16 protein-coding genes and 1 pseudogene are annotated in these 19,880 nt (G+C 67.2%); 8 read left to right on the top strand and 9 right to left on the bottom strand.

Annotated elements, in window-relative coordinates; genetic code table 11:
• Positions 1-14: 14 nt before the first annotated feature.
• Positions 15-1,358 carry an aminodeoxychorismate synthase component I gene (pabB, locus tag RCF34_RS05540; protein ID WP_308707252.1) on the bottom strand — a complete coding sequence of 448 codons (1,344 nt, stop codon included), beginning with the start codon at positions 1,356-1,358 and terminating at the stop codon, positions 15-17.
• A 153-nt stretch (positions 1,359-1,511) separates the two neighbouring features.
• Between pabB and RCF34_RS05535 the strand changes: the two genes are divergently transcribed.
• The 4 genes from RCF34_RS05535 (at position 1,512) to prpD (ending at position 6,197) form a co-directional block, all read left to right on the top strand.
• Positions 1,512-2,273 carry a GntR family transcriptional regulator gene (locus RCF34_RS05535; protein ID WP_308707251.1) on the top strand — a complete coding sequence of 254 codons (762 nt, stop codon included), beginning with the start codon at positions 1,512-1,514 and terminating at the stop codon, positions 2,271-2,273.
• Between the two features lie 87 nt (positions 2,274-2,360).
• A complete protein-coding gene (gene prpB / locus RCF34_RS05530) occupies positions 2,361-3,248 on the top strand; it encodes a methylisocitrate lyase (RefSeq protein WP_308707250.1) in 888 nt (295 codons plus the stop codon).
• Between the two features lie 221 nt (positions 3,249-3,469).
• Positions 3,470-4,597 (top strand): 2-methylcitrate synthase, encoded by a 1,128-nt coding sequence (gene prpC / locus RCF34_RS05525; protein ID WP_308707249.1) that lies wholly within the window; start codon positions 3,470-3,472, stop codon positions 4,595-4,597.
• A 115-nt stretch (positions 4,598-4,712) separates the two neighbouring features.
• The gene (prpD, locus tag RCF34_RS05520; protein ID WP_308707248.1) at positions 4,713-6,197 is read left to right on the top strand and encodes a 2-methylcitrate dehydratase; all 1,485 of its coding nucleotides are present in this window, start codon (positions 4,713-4,715) and stop codon (positions 6,195-6,197) included.
• Between the two features lie 114 nt (positions 6,198-6,311).
• On the opposite strand, the gene RCF34_RS05515 is transcribed toward prpD, so the two are convergent.
• From RCF34_RS05515 to RCF34_RS05495, 5 genes and pseudogenes are all read right to left on the bottom strand, one after another.
• Positions 6,312-6,641: a hypothetical protein gene (locus RCF34_RS05515; protein ID WP_059226730.1), complete on the bottom strand. Its 330-nt coding sequence runs from the start codon at positions 6,639-6,641 to the stop codon at positions 6,312-6,314.
• Between the two features lie 26 nt (positions 6,642-6,667).
• On the bottom strand, positions 6,668-8,263 hold the full coding sequence (locus RCF34_RS05510; protein WP_308707247.1) for an isocitrate lyase: 1,596 nt from the start codon (positions 8,261-8,263) through the stop codon (positions 6,668-6,670).
• A 595-nt stretch (positions 8,264-8,858) separates the two neighbouring features.
• On the bottom strand, positions 8,859-10,892 hold the full coding sequence (locus RCF34_RS05505; RefSeq protein ID WP_308707246.1) for a methyl-accepting chemotaxis protein: 2,034 nt from the start codon (positions 10,890-10,892) through the stop codon (positions 8,859-8,861).
• Between the two features lie 239 nt (positions 10,893-11,131).
• Positions 11,132-11,551 (bottom strand): annotated as a pseudogene (locus tag RCF34_RS05500) (GFA family protein); the annotation flags it as partial.
• Between the two features lie 93 nt (positions 11,552-11,644).
• Positions 11,645-11,926: a peptidylprolyl isomerase gene (locus RCF34_RS05495; RefSeq protein WP_064307472.1), complete on the bottom strand. Its 282-nt coding sequence runs from the start codon at positions 11,924-11,926 to the stop codon at positions 11,645-11,647.
• Between the two features lie 153 nt (positions 11,927-12,079).
• Between RCF34_RS05495 and RCF34_RS05490 the strand changes: the two genes are divergently transcribed.
• Complete coding sequence (locus RCF34_RS05490) at positions 12,080-12,928, top strand: CAP domain-containing protein (RefSeq protein WP_308707244.1); 849 nt, start codon at positions 12,080-12,082, stop codon at positions 12,926-12,928.
• Here RCF34_RS05490 and RCF34_RS05485 read toward each other — a convergent pair.
• Complete coding sequence (locus tag RCF34_RS05485) at positions 12,925-13,305, bottom strand: VOC family protein (protein ID WP_308707528.1); 381 nt, start codon at positions 13,303-13,305, stop codon at positions 12,925-12,927. The genes RCF34_RS05490 and RCF34_RS05485 overlap by 4 nt on opposite strands.
• 61 nt (positions 13,306-13,366) lie before the next feature.
• Complete coding sequence (locus RCF34_RS05480) at positions 13,367-13,702, bottom strand: DUF305 domain-containing protein (RefSeq protein WP_308707243.1); 336 nt, start codon at positions 13,700-13,702, stop codon at positions 13,367-13,369.
• A 417-nt stretch (positions 13,703-14,119) separates the two neighbouring features.
• Between RCF34_RS05480 and RCF34_RS05475 the strand changes: the two genes are divergently transcribed.
• A complete protein-coding gene (locus RCF34_RS05475) occupies positions 14,120-15,310 on the top strand; it encodes a sugar transporter (protein WP_308707242.1) in 1,191 nt (396 codons plus the stop codon).
• 156 nt (positions 15,311-15,466) lie between these two features.
• Complete coding sequence (locus tag RCF34_RS05470; protein WP_308707241.1) at positions 15,467-15,925, top strand: DUF4442 domain-containing protein; 459 nt, start codon at positions 15,467-15,469, stop codon at positions 15,923-15,925.
• Here RCF34_RS05470 and RCF34_RS05465 read toward each other — a convergent pair.
• The gene (locus RCF34_RS05465) at positions 15,922-18,315 is read right to left on the bottom strand and encodes a DEAD/DEAH box helicase (protein ID WP_308707240.1); all 2,394 of its coding nucleotides are present in this window, start codon (positions 18,313-18,315) and stop codon (positions 15,922-15,924) included. The two genes, RCF34_RS05470 and RCF34_RS05465, sit on opposite strands and share 4 nt — an antisense overlap.
• A gap of 180 nt (positions 18,316-18,495) precedes the next feature.
• Here RCF34_RS05465 and RCF34_RS05460 point away from each other — a divergent pair, with 180 nt between their 5' ends.
• On the top strand, positions 18,496-19,857 hold the full coding sequence (locus RCF34_RS05460; RefSeq protein WP_308707239.1) for a cation:proton antiporter: 1,362 nt from the start codon (positions 18,496-18,498) through the stop codon (positions 19,855-19,857).
• Positions 19,858-19,880: the final 23 nt, after the last annotated feature.

The raw sequence follows: 19,880 nt of genomic DNA, 5'->3' as shown, positions 1-19,880 counted from the left end.
GTAGCAAAGCCCGATCAGCTGTGGGCTGCCAGCGTCTCCAGCAGCACCCGCACCTTGGCCAGGGATTCGGCGTATTCGTCTTCCCAGTGGGAATCCATGACGATGCCGCCGCCGCCCCAGCAACTGAGCACCCCGTCTTCGGCCAGCAGGCTGCGGATCAGGATGGAGCTGTCGCTCTCGCCGCGCACGTCCAGATAGAGCAGCGAGCCGCAGTAGGGACCCCGCCGGGTCTCTTCCAGCTCGTCGATGATCTGCATGGCGCGGATCTTCGGCGCGCCGGTGATGGAGCCACCAGGAAAGCTGCCGGCCAGCAGGTCGAGGGCGTCGAGGCCCGCGGCCAGTTCGCCGGTGACGGCGCTGACCAGGTGGTGGACGTTGGGATAGCTCTCCAGCGCGAACAGCTCGGGCACCCGCACCGAGCCGATCCGGCAGCTACGCCCCAGGTCGTTGCGCAGCAGGTCGACGATCATCAGATTCTCAGCGCGATCCTTGGGGCTGGCCAACAGAGCGCTGGCTTCGGCGGCATCGGCCCCGGCCTCGGGGCGCCGGGGCCGGGTGCCCTTGATCGGGCGCGTTTCCACCTCGCCGCGACTCACCCGCAGGAAGCGCTCCGGCGAATGGCTGAGCAGGGCGCCGCGCTCCAGCGCCAGGTAGCCGGAGAAGGGTGTCGGGCAGGCCGCGCGCAGGGCCTGGTAGGCGGTCCAGGATGAACCTTGGAAGGGTGCGCGAAAGCGCTGGGCGAAGTTGACCTGGTAGCAGTCGCCGGCGGCGATATAGGCCTGGATGGCCTCGATGCGCTGGCGATAGGTGGGCTCGTCGATGTCGGCGGCGAAGGGGGCGGTCAGCCGGAAGCCTTCGGCCTTGGGCGTTTCCCCGGCGTCGAACAGGGCGATCAGGCGCTGGCGTTCCCCCGCGTCCAGCGCCGGATGGCAGACCAGCTGGCTGGTCCGCGCCTGGTGATCGCTGACCAGCGCCCAGGCATGGAGGCCCAGGCGCGCATCGGGCAGCGCCAGGTCGGCGCGGGCGCCCGCGGGCAGGCGCTCCAGGCGCCGACCGAAGTCATAGCCGAGATAACCCAGCAGGCCACCGGCGAAGGGCAGGTCCGCACCCTCCGGCAGGTCGGCGCGACCCAGGCTGGCCAGGGCCGCGCGCGTCCGCGCAAAAAAGGCGTGGCCCGTCTCACCGGAGGCGGGTTGCAGCACCTGCAGCGGCCAGGCTGCCATGAGGTCGTAGCGACCCCGCTCGGCCACTGGCCGCCCGGAGTCCAGCAGCACCGCGCCGGGTTCGCCTTGCAGCAGGGCGAAACGCACCGTGGGATCGGCGTGGTAGGGCAGGGGATGCAGGTGGCAGAGGGGCATGAGGAGGTCGGCTGGGAGGGACGGCGCGCTAGTGTAGCGAACCGCTCCTGGCGGGGCGAGATACAGGCTGTCACAGCTGGATTGTCGACAAATATTGACTGGAAAGGCGTTCAGGCGTAGTTATTCAGCCCATAAACACAAAAGGTGTCGACAATGATCGATAGCCTCTTCCAGGCTGAAGCGTCCGAGACCGACAGCGGGACCCTTTCCGAGCAGGTGTTCCGCCGGATCCGCGAGGCCATCGTCCGTGGCGACGTGGCGCCGGGCAGCAAGATTTCCGAGCCCGAGCTGGCCCGCACCTACGGCATCAGCCGCGGGCCGCTGCGCGAAGCCATCCACCGGCTGGAAGGCCAGCGCCTGGTGGTGCGGGTGCCCCATGCCGGCGCCCGGGTCGTCGCCCTGAGCCTGGCCGAACTGGTCGAACTCTACGAAATCCGCGAATCCCTCGAAGGCATGGCCTGCCGCCTGGCGGCCGAGCGCCTCACGCCCCAGGGCATCGGCGAATTGCGCCAGCTGCTGGATACCCACGAGCGTGATCCGGCGTTCCAGGCCGGCACCGGCTACTACCTGCAGGAAGGCGACCATGACTTCCACTACCGCATCATCCAGGCCAGCGGCAACGGCATGCTGGTGCGGTTGCTCTGCGGCGAGCTCTATCACCTGGTACGCATGTACCGGCTCAAGGTCTCCGCCACCCCCAATCGACCACGCCAGGCCTTCGCCGAGCACCATCGCATCCTCGATGCCCTGGCCGAGGGCGACGGCGAGCTGGCCGAGCTGCTGATGCGCCGCCACATCGCCGCCTCCAAGCGCAACCTGCAGCACCATCCCCTAGGCTCTGTACGAAAAGTCGCCGAGCGAAGGTCAGGCGAGGCGAAAAAGGCTGAGGAAGCGGAGTTTACGAGTGGTAAATGAGCATTCAGAAGCCTTTTTCAACGAAGCATCACCGAGCGCAGGCATTTTTCGTACAGAGCCTAGTCACCGATCAGTCGAGGTAACGCCATGAATGCCCTCAGTCCCGGCCAGAAATTCCGCGCCGCCGTCGCCGCCGAACGCCCGCTGCAGGTGGTCGGCACCCTCAACGCCCATCATGCGCTGCTGGCCAGGCGTGCCGGCTTCCAGGCCATCTACCTGTCCGGCGGCGGGGTCGCGGCCGGCTCCCTGGGGCTGCCGGACCTGGGCATCAGCGGCCTGGAAGACGTGCTCATCGACGTCCGCCGCATCACCGATGTCTGCGACCTGCCGCTGCTGGTGGATGTCGACACCGGCTTCGGCGCCTCGGCCTTCAACGTGGCCCGCACCACCCGCGCCCTGATCAAGGCGGGCGCGGCGGCCATGCACATCGAGGATCAGGTGGGCGCCAAGCGCTGCGGTCATCGGCCGGGCAAGGAGATCGTCAGCCAGCAGGAGATGGTCGACCGCATCAAGGCGGCGGTGGATGCCCGCACCGACCCGGACTTCGTGATCATGGCGCGCACCGATGCCCTGGCGGTGGAAGGCCTGCAGGCCGCCATCGACCGCGCCTGCGCCTGCGTCGAGGCCGGCGCCGACATGATCTTTCCCGAGGCCATCACCGAGTTGCCGATGTACCACCAGTTCGCCCGGGCGGTGGGGGTGCCGATCCTGGCCAACATCACCGAATTCGGCGCCACGCCGCTGTTCACCACCGAGGAGCTGGCCGGGGCCGACGTGGGCCTGGTGCTCTATCCGCTGTCGGCCTTCCGTGCGGCCAATCGCGCCGCCGAAAACGTCTACACGGCGATCCGTCGCGACGGCGGCCAGCAGGCGGTGGTCGATACCATGCAGACCCGCGCCGAACTCTATGACCGCATCGACTATCACCGGTATGAAGACCAGCTGGATCGCCTGTTCCAGCAGCAGAAATCCTAACGATCTGCTGCGCGTCGGCCAAACTGCGTTGGAAGCGGCCTGGGTCGCCAGCCCGGCCTGGGCGGCCCCATCGGAATGCTCATTTACCACTCGTGAACTCGAGCGCGAGTCCGATCCGATTCCTCAGCCACTTCCGCCTTGTTTGTCGCTAGCTCGCGAGATCGTAAAGAAAGCTTAGAACGCCCGCTTTTTCGCACAACAACTCCAAGAGGAGCGAGACGATGGCAGACAGCAAAACCCTCGGTGGCGCCGGCCTGCGTGGCCAGGTCGCCGGCCGCACCGCGCTTTGCACCGTCGGCAAGACCGGCGCCGGCCTCACCTACCGGGGCTATGACATCCGTGAGCTGGCCGCCGGGGCCGACTTCGAGGAGGTCGCCCACCTGTTGCTCTATGGCGAGCTGCCCACCCAGGCGCAACTGGACGCCTATCGCCAGCGCCTGGCCGCGCTGCGCGACCTGCCGCAGCCGCTCAGGGAAGGCCTGGAGCGCATCCCCGCCAGTGCCCACCCCATGGACGTGATGCGCACCGGCGCCTCGCTGCTGGGTACCCTGGAGCCGGAGCACAGCTTCGCCGACCAGCAGCAGGTGGCCGATCGCCTGCTCGGCGCCTTCCCGGCGATCCTGCTCTACTGGCATCACTTCAGCCAGACCGGCACCCGCATCGAGTGCACGAGCGACGCCCCGGACATCGCCAGCCACTTCCTGACCCTGCTGCACGGCAAGGCGCCCAGCGAGTTGCATGCGCGGGTGATGAACGTCTCGCTGATCCTCTATGCCGAGCACGAATTCAACGCCTCCACCTTCACCGCCCGGGTCTGCGCCTCGACACTGTCGGATCTCTATTCCTGCGTCACCGGCGCCATCGGCTCCCTGCGTGGGCCGCTGCACGGCGGCGCCAACGAGGCGGCCATGGCGCTGATCGAACGCTTCGCCTCGCCCGCGGAGGCGGTCAGCGGTCTGAAGCAGATGCTCGAGCGCAAGGAGAAGGTGATGGGCTTCGGCCACGCCATCTACCGCGACAGCGATCCGCGCAACGAAGTGATCAAGGACTATGCCCGGCAACTGGCGGCGGAGGTGGGTGACAGCGTGCTGTTCCCGGTCTCGGAAGCCATCGACCGCACCATGAAGGAAGAGAAGGGGCTGTTTCCCAACGCCGACTTCTACCACGCCTCGGCCTATCACTTCCTCGGTATCCCGACACCGCTGTTCACGCCGATCTTCGTCTGCTCGCGCACGGCCGGCTGGTGCGCCCACGTCTTCGAGCAGCGCGCCGACAACCGCATCATCCGCCCCAGCGCGGACTACATCGGCGTCGAGCAGCGGGCCTTCACGCCCATCGCCAATCGCTAAACAAAGCTGATCGCGGCCACGGAAGCTCCTACAGGAGCGCCCCGTGGCGGCCAAACCCCGTAGGAGCGGCCGCACCGGCGGACCGCCATGACCACGCTGTAAGGAACCCTAGCCCATGAGCGCCAACGTCGATCTCAACAACCGGCCCGACTACGACCAGGTCATCCAGGACCTGGCCGACTACGTGCTGACCTACCAGGTCACCTCCCGCGAGGCCCTGGACACCGCCCGCAACTGCCTGATGGACACCCTTGGCTGCGGCCTGCTGTCCCTGCGCTTCCCCGAGTGCACCAAGCTGCTCGGCCCCCAGGTGGAGGGCACCCTGGTGCCCCAGGGCGCGCGGGTGCCGGGCACCAGCTATCGCCTGGACCCGGTCAAGGCGGCCTGGGACATCGGCTGCATCATTCGCTGGCTGGACTACAACGACACCTGGCTGGCCGCCGAGTGGGGCCATCCTTCCGACAACCTCGGTGCCATCCTGGCGGTGGCCGACCACCTTTCCCAGCGCCGCGTGGCCCAGGGCGAAGCGCCCCTGACCATGCGCCAGGTGCTGGAAGCCATGGTCATGGCCCACGAGATCCAGGGCGTCTTCGCCCTGGAGAACTCCTTCAACCGCGTCGGTCTCGACCACGTCTTCCTAGTCAAGCTGGCTTCCACCGCGGTCAGCGCCAAGCTGATGGGCGCCAACCGCGAGCAATTGCTGGCGGCGCTGTCCCACGCCTTCGTCGATGGCCAGGCGCTGCGCACCTATCGCCATGCGCCCAATGCGGGCAGCCGCAAGTCCTGGGCCGCCGGTGACGCCTCCAGCCGTGGCGTGCGCCTGGCCGACATCGCCCTGCGCGGCGAGATGGGCATCCCTGGGGTGCTCAGCGCGCCCCAGTGGGGCTTCTACGACGTGCTGTTCAGTCACACCAACAAGGACCTGGCCACCAAGCCGGCCAACCAGCGCCAGTTCCGCTTCCCCCAGGGCTTCGGCAGCTACGTGATGGAACACGTGCTGTTCAAGATCAGCTTCCCGGCGGAATTCCATGCGCAGACCGCCGCCGAGGCCGCGGTGATCCTGCATCCCCAGGTGCGCGATCGCGTCGATCAGATCGAGAAGATCGTGGTGACCACCCACGAATCGGCCATCCGCATCATCTCCAAGCAGGGCCCCCTGGCCAACGCCGCCGACCGCGACCACTGCCTGCAGTACATGATCGCCGTGCCGCTGCTGTTCGGCGACCTGGTCGCCGAGCACTACGAGGACGCCTTCCACCAGGCTCATCCGCGCATCGACCAGTTGCGCGAGAAGATGGAGATCGTCGAGGACGAGCGCTACAGCCGCGAGTACCTGGAAGCCGACAAGCGTTCCATCGCCAACGCCCTGCAGGTGTTCTTCACCGACGGCAGCAGCACCGAGAAGATCGCCGTGGAATATCCCATCGGCCATCGCCGTCGCCGCGAAGAGGGCATTCCGCTGTTGGAGCGCAAATTCCAGAGCAACCTGGCGACGCGCTTCCCGGCCGCTCGCTGCGCCCAGGTCTTCGAGCTGTGCAAGGACCAGGCAGGACTGGAGGCTACCCCGGTACACCGCTTCGTCGATCTGTTCGTGTTGTAAACAGAAGAGGCGATTCGACCGAGCCTGCAGGGCCATGCAGGAGCGGACGAGTCGCCTCGGAGGTGGGGCAGGGCGCGCCGGGTGGTCCACCATCCGGCGCGCCCTTTTTCATGGCTAGCAGTAGCGATCCACATAGGCCGGGCGTTGTTGCCGGCCGGCCAGGCGCCAGTGCTCCTGCAGGGCGGCGTGGACGCTCCTGATGAAGTTGTCGTCCGCCGCCGCCGACTTGCCGACGTAGCCGCCGCCCTTGTTGTAGGTCTTGAAGCGGATGCGCAGGCTGGGATGGCGCTCCTCGAACTGCTCGGGCGTCTCGCCGCCGGGCAGGCGGTCGACGTGCACCGCGCCGCTCTCGCAGACCCAGAGGATGTGGGTGTGGTTCTTGTCCTTGAGCCGGCCGAACAGTTGCTTGAGATCGTCCAGGCTGGGGTTGTCGTTCAGGTTCATGAGCGTGTCCTCCGCAGTGGCCGTGATCAATGGAACTGGTTCATGGTGTTGTCCTTGCCCGCCGCCTTGAGCGCGGCCTCGCCGGCGAAGTATTCCTTGTGGTCGTCGCCCATGTCCGAGCCGGCCATGTTCTGGTGCTTGACGCAGGCGATGCCCTGGCGGATCTCCTGGCGCTGCACGCCCTTGACGTAGGCCAGCATGCCTTCCTCGGCGAAGTAGCCCTTGGCCAGGTTGTCGGTGGACAGGGCCGCGGTGTGGTAGGTGGGCAGGGTGATCAGGTGGTGGAAGATGCCCGCCTCACGCGCCGCGTCGCGCTGGAAGCTCTGGATCCGGGCGTCGGCCAGGCGCCCCAGTTCGGTGTCGTCGTAGTCCACGCTCATCAGCTTGGCGCGGTCGTAGGCGGACACGTCCTTGCCCTCGGCCTGCAGGGCGTCGAACACCTGCTGGCGGAAGCTCAGCGTCCAGTTGAAGGAGGGGCTGTTGTTGTAGACCAGCTTGGCGTTGGGCACGACCTCACGGATGCGGTCGACCATGGCCTTGATCTGGCCGACGTGAGGCTTCTCGGTCTCGATCCACAGCAGGTCGGCGCCGTTCTGCAGCGAGGTGATGCAGTCCAGCACCACCCGGTCCACACCGCTGCCGGCGCGGAACTGGAACAGGCCGCTGGCCAGGCGCTTGGGCCGCAGCAGCTTGCCGCCACGGCTGATCAGTACGTCGCCGTTGCCCAGTTGGCTGGCGTCCACCTCGTCGCAGTCGAGGAAGCCGTTGTACTGGTCGCCCAGATCGCCCGGCTGCTTGCTCACGGCGATCTGCTTGGTCAGGCCGGCGCCCAGGGAGTCGGTGCGGGCGACGATGACGCCCTCGTCCACGCCCAGTTCGAGGAAGGCGTAGCGCACCGCATTGATCTTGGCCAGGAAGTCCTCGTGGGGCACCGTGACCTTGCCGTCCTGGTGACCGCACTGCTTCTCGTCGGAGACCTGGTTTTCCAGCTGGATGCAGCAGGCTCCGGCTTCGATCATCTTCTTGGCCAGCAGGTAGGTGGCCTCGGCGTTGCCGAAACCGGCGTCGATGTCGGCGATGATCGGTACCACGTGGGTCTCGTAGTCATCGATCCTGGCCTGGATGGCGGCGGCCTTGGCGTTCTCGTCGGCGGCGCGGGCGGCGTCCAGGTCGCGGAACAGCATGGCCAGCTCCCGGGCGTCGGCCTGGCGCAGGAAGGTGTAGAGCTCTTCGATCAGCGCCGGCACGCTGGTCTTCTCGTGCATGGACTGATCGGGCAGCGGGCCGAATTCCGAGCGCAGCGCGGCGATCATCCAGCCGGACAGGTAGAGGTAACGACCCTGGGTGCTGCCCAGGTGCTTCTTGATGGCGATCAGCTTCTGCTGCCCGATGAAGCCGTGCCAGCAGCCCAGCGACTGGGTGTAGGCGCTGCTGTCGGCGTCGTAGGCGGCCATGTCCCGGCGCATGATGGCCGCGCAGTGGCGGGCGATGTCGAGACCGGTCTTGAAGCGATTCTGCAGGCGCATCCGCGCGGCGTATTCCGGATTGATGGCGCTCCAGTGATTGCCGGTGCTGTTCTTGAGGGCGGCGATGGCCTGAACGTCGTTCTCGTAAGCGGACATGAGTCGATCCTTCTCGATAAGGTTGGCTTGGGTACCAGTCTTTTCCCAACGTCCGGCAGCGGGATGGCGGTTGCCACCCGGATGCCGGTCGCGAAGGCGAAAGGTCAGCCCAGCTGTCGAGTCATGTCGCCGTACGTTCCTGCATGGATCCGGACGTCACCTCTGGCGACGCTGCCTCGAGCAGCGCGGCATTTCAGTCGTCTTCTCTTGTAGTGCCTCTTGAGCATCACTACGCAAGACGGCCCGAGGGTCACCCGGAGCCCAGGCGCGACCCGCATGGATAGGGGGTTCGCGTCCGGTGCAGCTAGAGATTTGCAGGAGAGGAGGCGGTCGTCAACCGAGTTTTGTAGTGCTTTCGTATAGTCACTACAAAAGTCGTAGGCGCTGTCGGGAGCGGGTTTGGGGCGTCTATTGCTGACTCATGGGTCGCTGACGGGGGCAAAATAGAGCCGCAAGCCACGGCGCTGGCCGTGACTCTGCGGTCACTCGGAAGGTGATCCGACACCCACCGGTATCTGCCCCTGGTGAGGGGCAGATACGCGAGCGGCAGGCGAGACTTGCCGGTCAGTGCCGACGAACGGTAAGTCCTCGCGACCTAGGACGACGTGGCGGCGGTGAGGCCGGTGAGGGTATCGGCGATGTCCTTGGTGCGGTGGGAGGTCTGGGCAGTGAGACGGCCGGACTCGCGCAGGGCGGCGAGCAGATCCTGCAGCGAACCCACGTCCTTGGCCTGGCCGGCGATATGGGTACCCACCTCACTGATGGCGCGGGACAGCTGGTCGATGTCGGCTCCTATCTCGGCGGCGTTCTTGTGGGTGATGGCCGCGAGGTTGCGCACCTCGTCGGCCACCACCGCGAAGCCCCGGCCGCTTTCGCCAGCGCGCGCCGCCTCGATGGCCGCGTTGAGCGCCAGCAGGTTGGTCTGGCCGGCGATCTGCTGGATCACCTGGACGATGGACTGGATGCGCAGGCTCGACTGGCTCAACTCGTTGGCGCTGCGCACCACGTCCTCGGCCTGGTCGGTGAGGTTCTGCACGGTGCTGTCGGCCTGCCGGGTGACTTCGCCCTGTTGCAGGATGTTGCCTGCCAGATCGTCCATGCTGCTGTGCAATTCGCCGGAGTAGTGCCGCAGCTGTTCGCCGATCTCCTGGCGACTCTGGTGCGCCTGGCGCAAGACCTGGCCAAGATCGGCGAGGCCGCCGAATACGGCCTGGATGGAGTCGTCGAGGCCCTGGGCATCCACGATTCCGGTGAAGTTCTGCCGCTTGAATTCGTCGATCTGGTTGACCACCACCTGGCTCAGGCCCGCCAGCTTCTTGATCTGTCGACGCAGGAAGAAGGCCTTGAATTCACCGTAGTGGGCGGCGAAGTTGTCGACGTAGTCGTCGCGGAAGGGGGCACCTTCGGGAGTGCGGAAAAAGAACACCGCGGTGAGCGTCTGGTTGAGGTTCAGACCGAGGATCTCGCCAAAGGTGGAAAAACCCACCACTGGCGTCTGGCCGAACACCTCGCCCATGCGCGGCAGCTCGGCGCCATTGTTGGCGCGGCGCAGGATGCAGTCGTTGAGCACCCCCACCAGCGGGATGCCGTTCTTGCCCTGCAGGAAGCGGGCGAAGTCCTGGCGGGTGGTGTCCACCAGGGAGGTGCGCTTGACCATCACCAGCTCTTCGCCGGGCGCCACGTCGCAGAACAGGTGGATGCGCTCGCGCGCGTAGTCGATGCGGGCGATGGAGCGGACGAACAGCTCCTCGCCCACGCGGATGGCGAAGGAGTAGTCCGCCAGGCGCTGCTCCAGCTGCTCGGCGCGGCAGCTCAGGGCCTCGCAGAGGGCGGCCACCATGCTCTTGATCTGGCCACGACTGTCGACCACCTGGCTGATGTAGCGCTCTTCCAGGGAAGCGGTGAGGACACTGAGGCTGAGCGGGGTAGCGCTGAAGTTCTGGCTCTTGAACACCCCGAAGCGGGTGTTCCGGGCCATCTTCAGGAAGACCAGCTGGGCATGGTTTTCATAGGCCTGGCGGCCATCGTGCAGTAGCGTCTGGCGGAAGTCGCCCTTGCCGCCGGCGGAGCCACCGACGAACAGGCAGGGAAAGCGGCCTGACTCGTACAGCGCTTCCATGAAAAAGGATTCCGAGGCGGACAGGCCGTCGAACAGCACGAAGGCCAGGGTATCGCGGTGATCGATGGAGGTGCGCACCTGCAGGCGCTTGAGCGACTCGGTCAGGCGGGCGAGGCGTTCCTTCATGCTGCGCCGCGGTCCGCCCCGGCGGATGTCCTCGCTGTCCAGCGGGACGTGCACCACCTCGGCCGAGGCGATGACCGAGGCGTCGAAGAATTGCAGCACCAGCCGGTCCCACGCGCCGTCGGCGGCGCAGTACAGGCGCTGTTCGCTGCCGCAGAGTTCGCCGGAGGTGGTGCACAGGCTGATGGAGGCCTCGGGAAAGCGGGCCACCAGTTGCCGGGCGATGGCGTCCAGGTCCAGGTGCGGCGAGACGAAGCCGGTGATGAAGGTGGGCTTGAGGGCGACGCCGCCGAGGCGGTCGCCGAGTTCGCGGGCGGAGCAGGTCAGGCTGAACACGCCGCTACCGCCCAGGCGGGCGCGCGCGCCGAAGCGTTGCAGAAACCCCATGATTGTTCCTCTTGTCTGGCAGGCTGGGAAAGGGAGTTCACCCAGGCATCGGCGCGTTTGGCGGCGGCTTGATGGGGGTGTGCGCCCAGGCCGCAGGCACGCGGGCAGGGTGGCTCAGGGGTGGGGATGAGAATGGGGCTCTGGGACGAGCCTTGGCGCGCTAAGCGCCCTGTCCGGAGTCACCCAGGGTCAGACGACCGGCGGTCATGGGCGAAGTCGGAGTCGGACCCCGGCAACTCGTCCTGGCTGTCGTGCTCGGCCAAGGCTTCGGCACCGGTCAGCTGGCGGCGCGAGTGCGCGAAGCAGTACCAGGCGGGCTGTTCCTCGATGAAGATCTCGCTGTCCAGCCACCAGTCCTCACCCTCGAGCAGTCCCACCGGAATGGCGTAGTGCGGCTCGGCCTTGAGGCGGTAGAACAGGTGGGTGCCGCAGTGACGACAGAAGCCGCGCTCGGCCCAGTCGGAGGAGGCATGGACGGCCAGGGCGTCGCCCCCACCGATCACCGGCGGCTGGGCGCATTCCACCGCCAGCAGCGGGCCACCGCCCCAGCGGCGACAGGTCCGGCAATGGCAGGCCGAAACGGCCAGGGTGTCGAGGCGGCAATCCAGCTGGACGGCGCCGCACAGGCATTGGCCGTGACGTTCGAGGGGCAGGGGCATGGCGCTATCCTCGGGAGGCAGGAAGTCTGCAGGATAGTCGGTTGGACGCAGGGAAGGGAGGTGCTCCCGCCGTGAGCGGGAGCACCGGCGCGATCAATCCTCGCGGCTGGTGACTTCCACCAGGTGATAGCCGAACTGGGTCTTTACCGGACCCTGGACCTGGTGCAGGGGCGCGCTGAACACCACGGTGTCGAATTCCTTGACCATCTGGCCCGGGCGGAAGGTGCCCAGGTCGCCGCCCTGGCGGCTGGAGGGGCAGCTGGAGTTGTCCTTGGCCACCTGGGCGAAGTCGGCGCCCCCTTCGATGGCGGCTTTGAGTTCGTTGCACTTGTCTTCGCTGGAAACCAGGATGTGGCGGGCAGAGGCTTTGGCCATGGGAGAGACTCCTGTTGAATGAGCGGGCGAGCCTACCCCAATCACCCCTGCAAGCAAACTGCCATCCGTTCCTCGGCTGGCGAGCCGTTTGGGTTGCGCCACAGGTTCAGGGCGGGTAAACAGCGCTTCCCTGTTTTTCGGATTGGCCCGCACATGCCTCGCCTTCTTGCCTTTTTCCTGCTGCTGACCACGAGCCTGCTGGCCGATGCCGCCCTGGCGGCGACGCCCGAGGAGGCGCGGCTGGTCAGCCTGATCAACGCCTATCGCGCCGCCCCCCAGGGCTGCCCCGGCACCCGCGCTGCGGCGGCCCTCGCCGCCGACGGTCGCCTGGCGGCGGTGCGCCTGACCGGACGGGATCGGCTGCAGAGCGATCTGCGCGCCGCGGGTTACCAGGCGTCGGCGGTGCAGGTGATCATGCTGGCGGGCGCACCGACCGCCCAGGCGGCCATGGCCGGGCTGCGCCAGCAGTATTGCCGACCGCTGGCCAGCAGTGACTATGCGCAGATCGGGGTGAGCCAGCAGGGACCGCGCTGGCAACTGGTGCTGGCGCGGCCGGTGGTGAGCGCCGGCCTGGGCGACTGGCAGACCGCCGGCAAGGCGGTGCTGGCCGAGGTCAATCGCGCCCGGGCCCAGGCGCGCACCTGCGGCCCCCGCCGCTTCGCCGCCACCACGCCGCTGCGCTGGAATCCGGCGCTGGCCAATGCCGCCCTGGCCCACAGCCAGGACATGGCCGGTCGCGACTACTTCTCCCATACCGCGCCCGGCGGCGGCACCGTGGCCGAGCGGGTGGCCAGGCAGGGCTACGGCTGGACCCGCATCGGCGAGAACATCGCCGCCGGCGCCGGTTCGGTCACCCAGGCCATGCAGGGCTGGCTGGCGAGTCCGGGCCACTGCGCCAATCTGATGAATCCGGAATTCACCGAAATGGGCGCGGCCTATGCCCTGAATCCGCGCAGCACCCACAGCCTCTACTGGACCCAGGTGTTCGGCCGGCCGCGCTAGGTCGGGTACTCGGCGATCTCGATGAGGTTGAGATCGGGATCGCGCACATAGACCGAGCGGATCGGTCCGGTCGCGCCGGTGCGCGCCACCGGGCCTTCCAAGATCGGCCAGCCTTCGCGTTGGAGATGGGCGATCACGGCGTCCAGCGGCTGGCGTGCGATAAAGCAGAGGTCGAGCGCGCCCGGCACCGGCAGGTGCGCCTTGGGTTCGAATTCGTGGCCCCGCTCGTGCAGGTTGATCTTCTGGTCGCCATAGCGCAGCGCCTTGCGCCCCGCGCCGAAGGTCTCCAGGCGCATACCCAGCACCCGGGTGTAGAAATCCTCGCAGGCAGCGAGGTCCGTGGTGGTCAGGACCAGATGATCCAGATGGTTGATCAGCATGGCGGTCTCCGCGACGGGACTGGCGCTTCACTGTGCCAGTCCCGGACGCGGTGCACCATCACTTGCCGTGGGCCTTGATCCAGCGATTGAGCTGGTCGATTTCCTTCTGTTGGGCCTGGATGATGTCTTCGGCCAGCTTGCGCATCTCCGGGTCCTTGCCGTGCTGGAGCTGGTAGCGGGCCATGTCCACCGCGCCCTCGTGGTGGGCCAGCATGCCCTTGGCGAAGGCCAGGTCCGGGTCCTTGGCCTTGAGGCCTTCTTCCATGCCCTGGTGCATGGCTTCCATGCTCTTCTGCATGTCCTGGTGGGTCTGGTGCTGGGTTTCGGCGGCCTGGGCGACGCCGCCCGCCAGCAGGGTGAGGGCGAGCAGGGTGGAGGTAAGGACGATACGCATGTTCGGGCTCCTGACTGGGCTGACGACGCCGAGGCTAGAGCTTGCCCCTGGGGTAAGGTCAAATCATCCGGCATGTTTCGCTCGGAGCCGGCGCCGGGCAAAAGGTTTCGCGATGTTTTGTCGCAGCGACGGCTAGGTGGCAAGCCGGTCCCTGGGCGAAAAGGCGCTGCCGATCAGGCAGTTGGGTACTCTGACCGGCTGATCGTGGCAGCCAGGCGCAACTGCGGGTGGTTGTGATGGTCCGAGGCTGCAGCGTAGAATTTTTACCACATCCAATTCCAATCCCTACCTACAGCAGACTTCTCGCTCGCGAACAGGCGTCGCAGGCGGGCCAAGCCTTTGCTCGTGGGTTTTCGTCGTCGGCTTTCTGCCTGGAAGTCGCTGTCCACCCTTTCGCTCTGGAGTAGAAGACCCCCCATGGATGCTACCGCCGAAGCCCGGAAATCCAGCTGGTCCGGTGTCATCGCCCTGGCCCTGGCCGCCTTCATCTTCAACACCACGGAATTCGTGCCGGTGGCGCTGCTCAGCGACATCGGCCGCAGTTTCGACATGCGTCCCTCGCAGGTCGGGCTGATGCTGACCATCTATGCCTGGGTGGTCGCCCTGATGTCGCTGCCGATGATGCTCGCCACCCGCTCCATCGAGCGGCGGCGCCTGCTGATGTTCGTCTTCATCGTCTTCATCGCCTGCCACGGCCTCTCCGGGGTGGCCTGGAGCTTCGAGGTGCTGGTGGCCAGTCGCATCGGCATCGCCTTCGCCCATGCGGTGTTCTGGTCGATCACCGCCTCGCTGGCGGTGCGCATCGCCCCGGCCGGCAAGCAGACCCAGGCGCTCGGCCTGCTGGCCACCGGTACCTGCCTGGCCATGGTGCTGGGTATCCCGCTGGGCCGGGTACTGGGCGAATTGCTGGGCTGGCGCTACACCTTCGTCGCCATCGCGGCGCTGGCGGTGGGCACGGTCCTGTGGCTGGCGCGCAACCTGCCGCTGCTGCCCAGCGAGAACTCCGGTTCCCTGGCCAGCCTGCCGGTGCTGTTCAAGCGCCCGGCGCTGCTGTGCATCTACCTGCTCACCACCCTGGTGGTGACCGCTCACTTCACCGGCTACAGCTATATCGAGCCCTTCGCCGTGGAAGTGGCGGGCATGGGCGGCATGCAGATCACCGCCTTGCTGCTGCTGTTCGGCGGCTCCGGCGTCATCGGTTCGCTGCTGTTCAGCCGCTACAGCCTGAGATTCCCCAATGGCTTCCTGGTCGCGGCCATCGCCGGCATCGCCCTGTCGCTGCTGTTGCTGCTGCCCTTCGCCTGGAAGGGCTTCATGCTGGAGGGGCTGAGCGTGGTCTGGGGCATCGCCATCATGAGTTTCGGCCTGGCGCTGCAAGCCAAGGTGCTGGCCCTGGCCAAGGACGCCACCGACGTGGCCATGGCGCTGTTCTCCGGCATCTACAACGTCGGCATCGGCGGCGGCGCCCTGCTCGGCAGCGTGGTGGGGACCCATGTCGGTATGCCCTACATCGGTCTGGTCGGCGGCAGCCTGGCGGTGGCCGGCCTGCTGTTCGCGATCTTCATGACCCGCCGCTACGCCGAGCAACTCAACGCCAATCCGCTGTGAGGCCTGGGGGGCGTCTCTCGCGAGGCGCCTTGACCACGCGACCCAGGGGTCGCGAACTGTCTACCGGGCCGCGCCCGCCAGTCGTGGAGCGGTCCGGGACGAAGCGCTAAGCTGCGGACTCCTGGCGCCTGGGCCAGGCTGCCGGATGCGCTCGCCATGAATCGACTGCTGTTCAATCTCTTCGTCTGGACCAAGGTGCCCATCGCCAAGATCGCCGGGCTGCGCCTGCGGCACCTGGACGATGCCGGCTGTCAGATGCAGGTCACCCATGGCTGGCTGAACCAGAATCCCTTCAAGAGCATGTTCTGGGCGGTGGAGGGCATGGCGGCGGAATTTTCCACCGGCATCCTCGCCGACCGGCACATCCGCCGTTCCGGCAGTCGCTATGCCATGCTGGTGGTGGCCATGAGCGCGACCTTCACCAAGAAGGCCGTGGGCACCCTCGTCTTCCGCTGCGACCAGGGCGAGGCCATCGCCGCGGCCCTGGTCCAGGCGCGCGAGACGGGCGCGCCGCAGACCGTCCAGTTGCGTAGCCTCGGCATCGACGAAAGCGGCGAGCAGGTGGCGGAGTTCTTCTTCACCTGGAGCTTCAAGGCGCGGATGCCAGCACCCTAGCGCCCGAAGCGGCCGCCGCGCCGCTCGCCGCGACCCTGGCGCCGCCCGCCCTTGCCCTGGCCCTTTTCCTGGCCACGCGGCCGGCGCCGGCGCGACAACTCGCGGGTGATGGCGTCGTTGAGCAGGTCGCGATGGTCCTGGCCGCGTTCCAGGGCCGGAAACAGCTCGGGCAGGCTACGCGACAGGTGCAGATAGGTCTCCACCACGTGCAGGGCGCTTTCCAGTCCGGCGAGATCGGTGCCCATGGGAATGCGCGGCAAGTCCACCGGCTCGCCACGGGCGACGCTGCGCAGCCAGCGCTGGGCCTGGCCGCTGGCCGGGCCTTCCAGGCCGCCGCGGATCGGCGTGCAGGCGAAGATCCAGCGCAGCTGGAAATCGATGCCCGGCAGGTCGATCAGCTTGATCCACTCGGCCAGCTCGTCGGGCAGTACCGAGACGAAGGCGTCGCCGTAGTTGATGTTGCGATTGAAGGTCAGCCAGGTGCGCAGCAGGCTGGGCTCCTCCATGAAGTCGGACAGTGCGCGCAGGTGCTCCAGACTCGGCCGCACCTGGAACTGGTGCAGGTCCACCGGATCGTCCGGGCTGTGGAACAGCCGCTTGATGTTGCGCAGTACATGGGGCTCCAGCGCGGTGATCTCGCCCTCGGCATGGTGGCCGAAGCGCCCGGCGCGACCGCCGATCTGCTTGACCTCTTGCACCCGCAGCGGCCGGTTCTGCACCCCGTCGAACTTCTCGTCGGTGTAGAAGCACAGGGTATGGGCCGGCAGGTTGAGGCCCATGCCCACGGCATCGGTGGCCACCATGATCTCGGTCTCGCCTTCGCGGAAACGCCGCGCCTGTTCCCGCCGCACCTCCGGCGAGAGGGCGCCATAGACCACCGAGACCCGGCGGCCGGCCATCTCCAGCAGGCCCTTGAGTTCCAGCACGACCCGGCGGCTGAAGGCCACCAGCAGCGAACCCGGTTCCAGGCGTTCCAGGGTGGTGGCCTGGCGGGCCACCGTGACCGGCGACAGGCGCTTGGTGGGCTTGAGCTCCAGGCGGTCCTCGCACAGCTCGCAGAGGGTGCGCAGCGAGGGTTCGATCAGCGCCGGACCGGTCATCAGCAGGCGCTTGGTGTGGGCGCTGACCAGGGCGTCGACCCAGGCCCAGCCGCGCTGCGGATCGGCCAGCATCTGCACCTCGTCGACCACCACCACCTCCCATTGCTGGCGGCGGAAGCGGGCGAATTCCTCGACGGTGCAGCAGAAATGGGTGGCGCCCGGACGGATGATCTCCTCCTCGCCGGTGACCAGCGAGCAGGGTACGCCGAGGGATTCCAGGCGCTCCTGGTTTTCCAGGGCCATCAGCCGCAGCGGTGACAGGTAGATGGCATGGGTCACCGCCGCCATGGCCTCGATGGACCGGTGGGTCTTGCCGCTGTTGGTGGGGCCGAGCAGGGCGGTCCAGGTGCGGGTCAGACGGCGGGCCGGATAGTTCTGGTGGTACTGGCCGAAACGCGGATTGTTTTCCAGCAGCACGGCGAAGGCCATCTTCTCGCGCTGCTGGGTCACGGCGTGGCGCAGGGCCCGGCGCAGCTTGTCGGCTTCCAGACGCATCAGCTCCTGCAGCCGCGGCGTACCCAGCTGGTGCAGATCGAAGTCCAGGGCATCGGCTTCGCCCACCAGCACGGCGAAGCGCTCGCGCAGGTCCCCCTCGGCTTCGGCCCTGAGCGCGGCCACATCGGCATCGCCGAGCAGCCGGCCCTGGTTGGCCGCCAGCCGCCGGGGGATCTCCAGGCGAATGTCCTCGTGGGTCAAGACCACATTGAATCTCAATTCGTGGCGCGTCTCGTTGAGCACCTCCACCGCCCGCGGCAGGAAGTCGTCCAGGCGGATCAGCGCCTGGGGCACCCGCTCCAGCACCCGCTGGCGATCCTCGTCGACCATCTCGGCGAAGGGCGCCGCCAGGATGCCGAGACGCTCGCGCACGGCATCACCCAGACGCTCGCTGACCGCGGCGGCGAAGGCTTCGGCGGAAGCGCTGTCGGCCAGATTCAGTGCCCAGTGGGATTCGAGCAATTCGCTCGCCGCGCCGCCGGTAAAGAGCTTTTCGCTGCCGAAGACATCCACCGGATAGCCAAAGGTCTTGCCGGCACCGAGTAGGGCCTGCCCCAGCAGGGTATCGGTAGCGGGCGCGCTGCCGGCAGCCATCGCGGCGGCTTCGTCGACACCCAGCCAGAAGGCCTTGGCGATACGGCCCAGGTGCGGCAGGGGATAGCCCGAATAGGGCTTGAACCAGAGTTCCTGGTGCTGTTGCCTGGCGACGAAGTCGGGATGGGTGCGGCCGGCCCAGTCGAGGAAGCGCTGCAGGCGTTCGAGGCGGCGTTGCTTGCGGAGGCGGTTATCGCTCATGCGGGGAGAGATTTTCCTTGAGGACTATAGGGCATGGGACCCCGGCCAGGGGCACGGGGTCACGGCTGCGCGCGCCATTCGGCAGATAGGGGGCACCGTGGCTGCGTTTGCGCAGTCTCCATCACAAGGGTGGCGTTCGCTACCCGCTCTCCTTCTTCTATTCTGGATCACGCTGCCCACATGACATTTCTCGTCTGGGTCGGGGTATTGGGATCGCTGTTGATGATCCTTGCCTTGACGTCCGCCTATCTGCGCTGGCTGCCGGTCACCACCTCGGTGGTCTGCCTGGCCTTCGGCATGCTGATCAGTCCCATCGGCCTGGGGCTCGCCGAGGTCAACTTCCAACAATCGGCGACCTGGATCGGTCACCTCACCGAGGTGGCGGTGCTCTTTTCGCTGTTCGTCAGCGGGCTCAAGCTGCGCCTGTCCTTTCATCGCTCCTCCTGGCACGGCGCCTACTTGCTGGCCGGGCCGGTGATGATCCTCAGCATCGCCGGGGTCTGCCTGGTGGCCCACTATCTGCTCGGCCTGCCCTGGGGCGTGGCCCTGCTGATCGGCGCCATTCTCGCACCCACCGATCCAGTGCTGGCCGGGCTGGTGCAGGTCAACCACGCCCAGGATTTCGACCGGGTGCGTTTCGGTCTCTCCGGCGAAGCGGGTCTCAACGACGGCACCGCCTTTCCCTTCGTGCTGCTCGGCCTGTTGCTCCTGCAGCACGGTGAACTGCAGTGGAGCTGGACCCTGGAGTGGTTCCTCAAGAACGTGGTCTGGGGCGTGCCGGCGGGCCTGCTGCTGGGCTACGTCATGGGCAAGGGGGTCGGGCGGCTGATGATCTTCCTGCGCACCCGGCATGGCGACAGCACCATTTCACCCAACGATTTCCTCGCCCTGGCGCTGATCGCCCTGTCCTATGTGCTCGCCGACGAGATCGGCGCCTTCGGCTTTCTCGCGGTGTTCGCCGCCGGCCTGGGCCTGCGCCAGGCCGAGGTGCAGACCTCCGGCCATGCGGAAGTGCCCTCCGAGCACTTGGCGCAGCCGGTGATCGGTCATCTCACCGGCGCGCCGGAGCATGCCACCGTGGCCAACGCCGAGGACATCGAAGAGCCACGGATGGCGGCCGGGGTGATGATGGGCGACATGCTCGCCTTCGGCAGCCTGGTGGAGCGCTCCTTCGAGGTGCTCCTGGTGACCCTGCTCGGGGTGGTGCTCATCACCCACTGGGACAGCCGCGCGCTGCTGCTGGGCGCCTTGCTGTTCGTGGTGATCCGCCCACTGGGCGTGGCCACCATGCTGCCCTTCACCCGCATCGATCGCCACCAGGGGGCGCTGATCGGCTGGTTCGGCATCCGTGGCATCGGTAGCCTGTATTATCTGTGCTATGCGCTCACGCATCACGTCACGGCCGACTGGGCCGGGACCGTCGTCGACCTGACCCTGTCGGTGGTGGCCTTGAGCATCGCGGTCCACGGGATTTCCATCCAGCCGCTGCTCGACCACTACGAGCGCCTCACTGCCCGTCGCGAGGGCTCGGCGAGACCCTGAGCCCGCCTGCGACCTATACCGGA

It is taken from the genome of Pseudomonas sp. 102515 (assembly GCF_031085165.1).
Taxonomy (GTDB): Bacteria; Pseudomonadota; Gammaproteobacteria; order Pseudomonadales; family Pseudomonadaceae; genus Chryseomonas.
The sequence above is the reverse complement of the archived record's forward strand: the minus strand, read 5'-3'. Positions and strand labels throughout refer to the sequence as shown.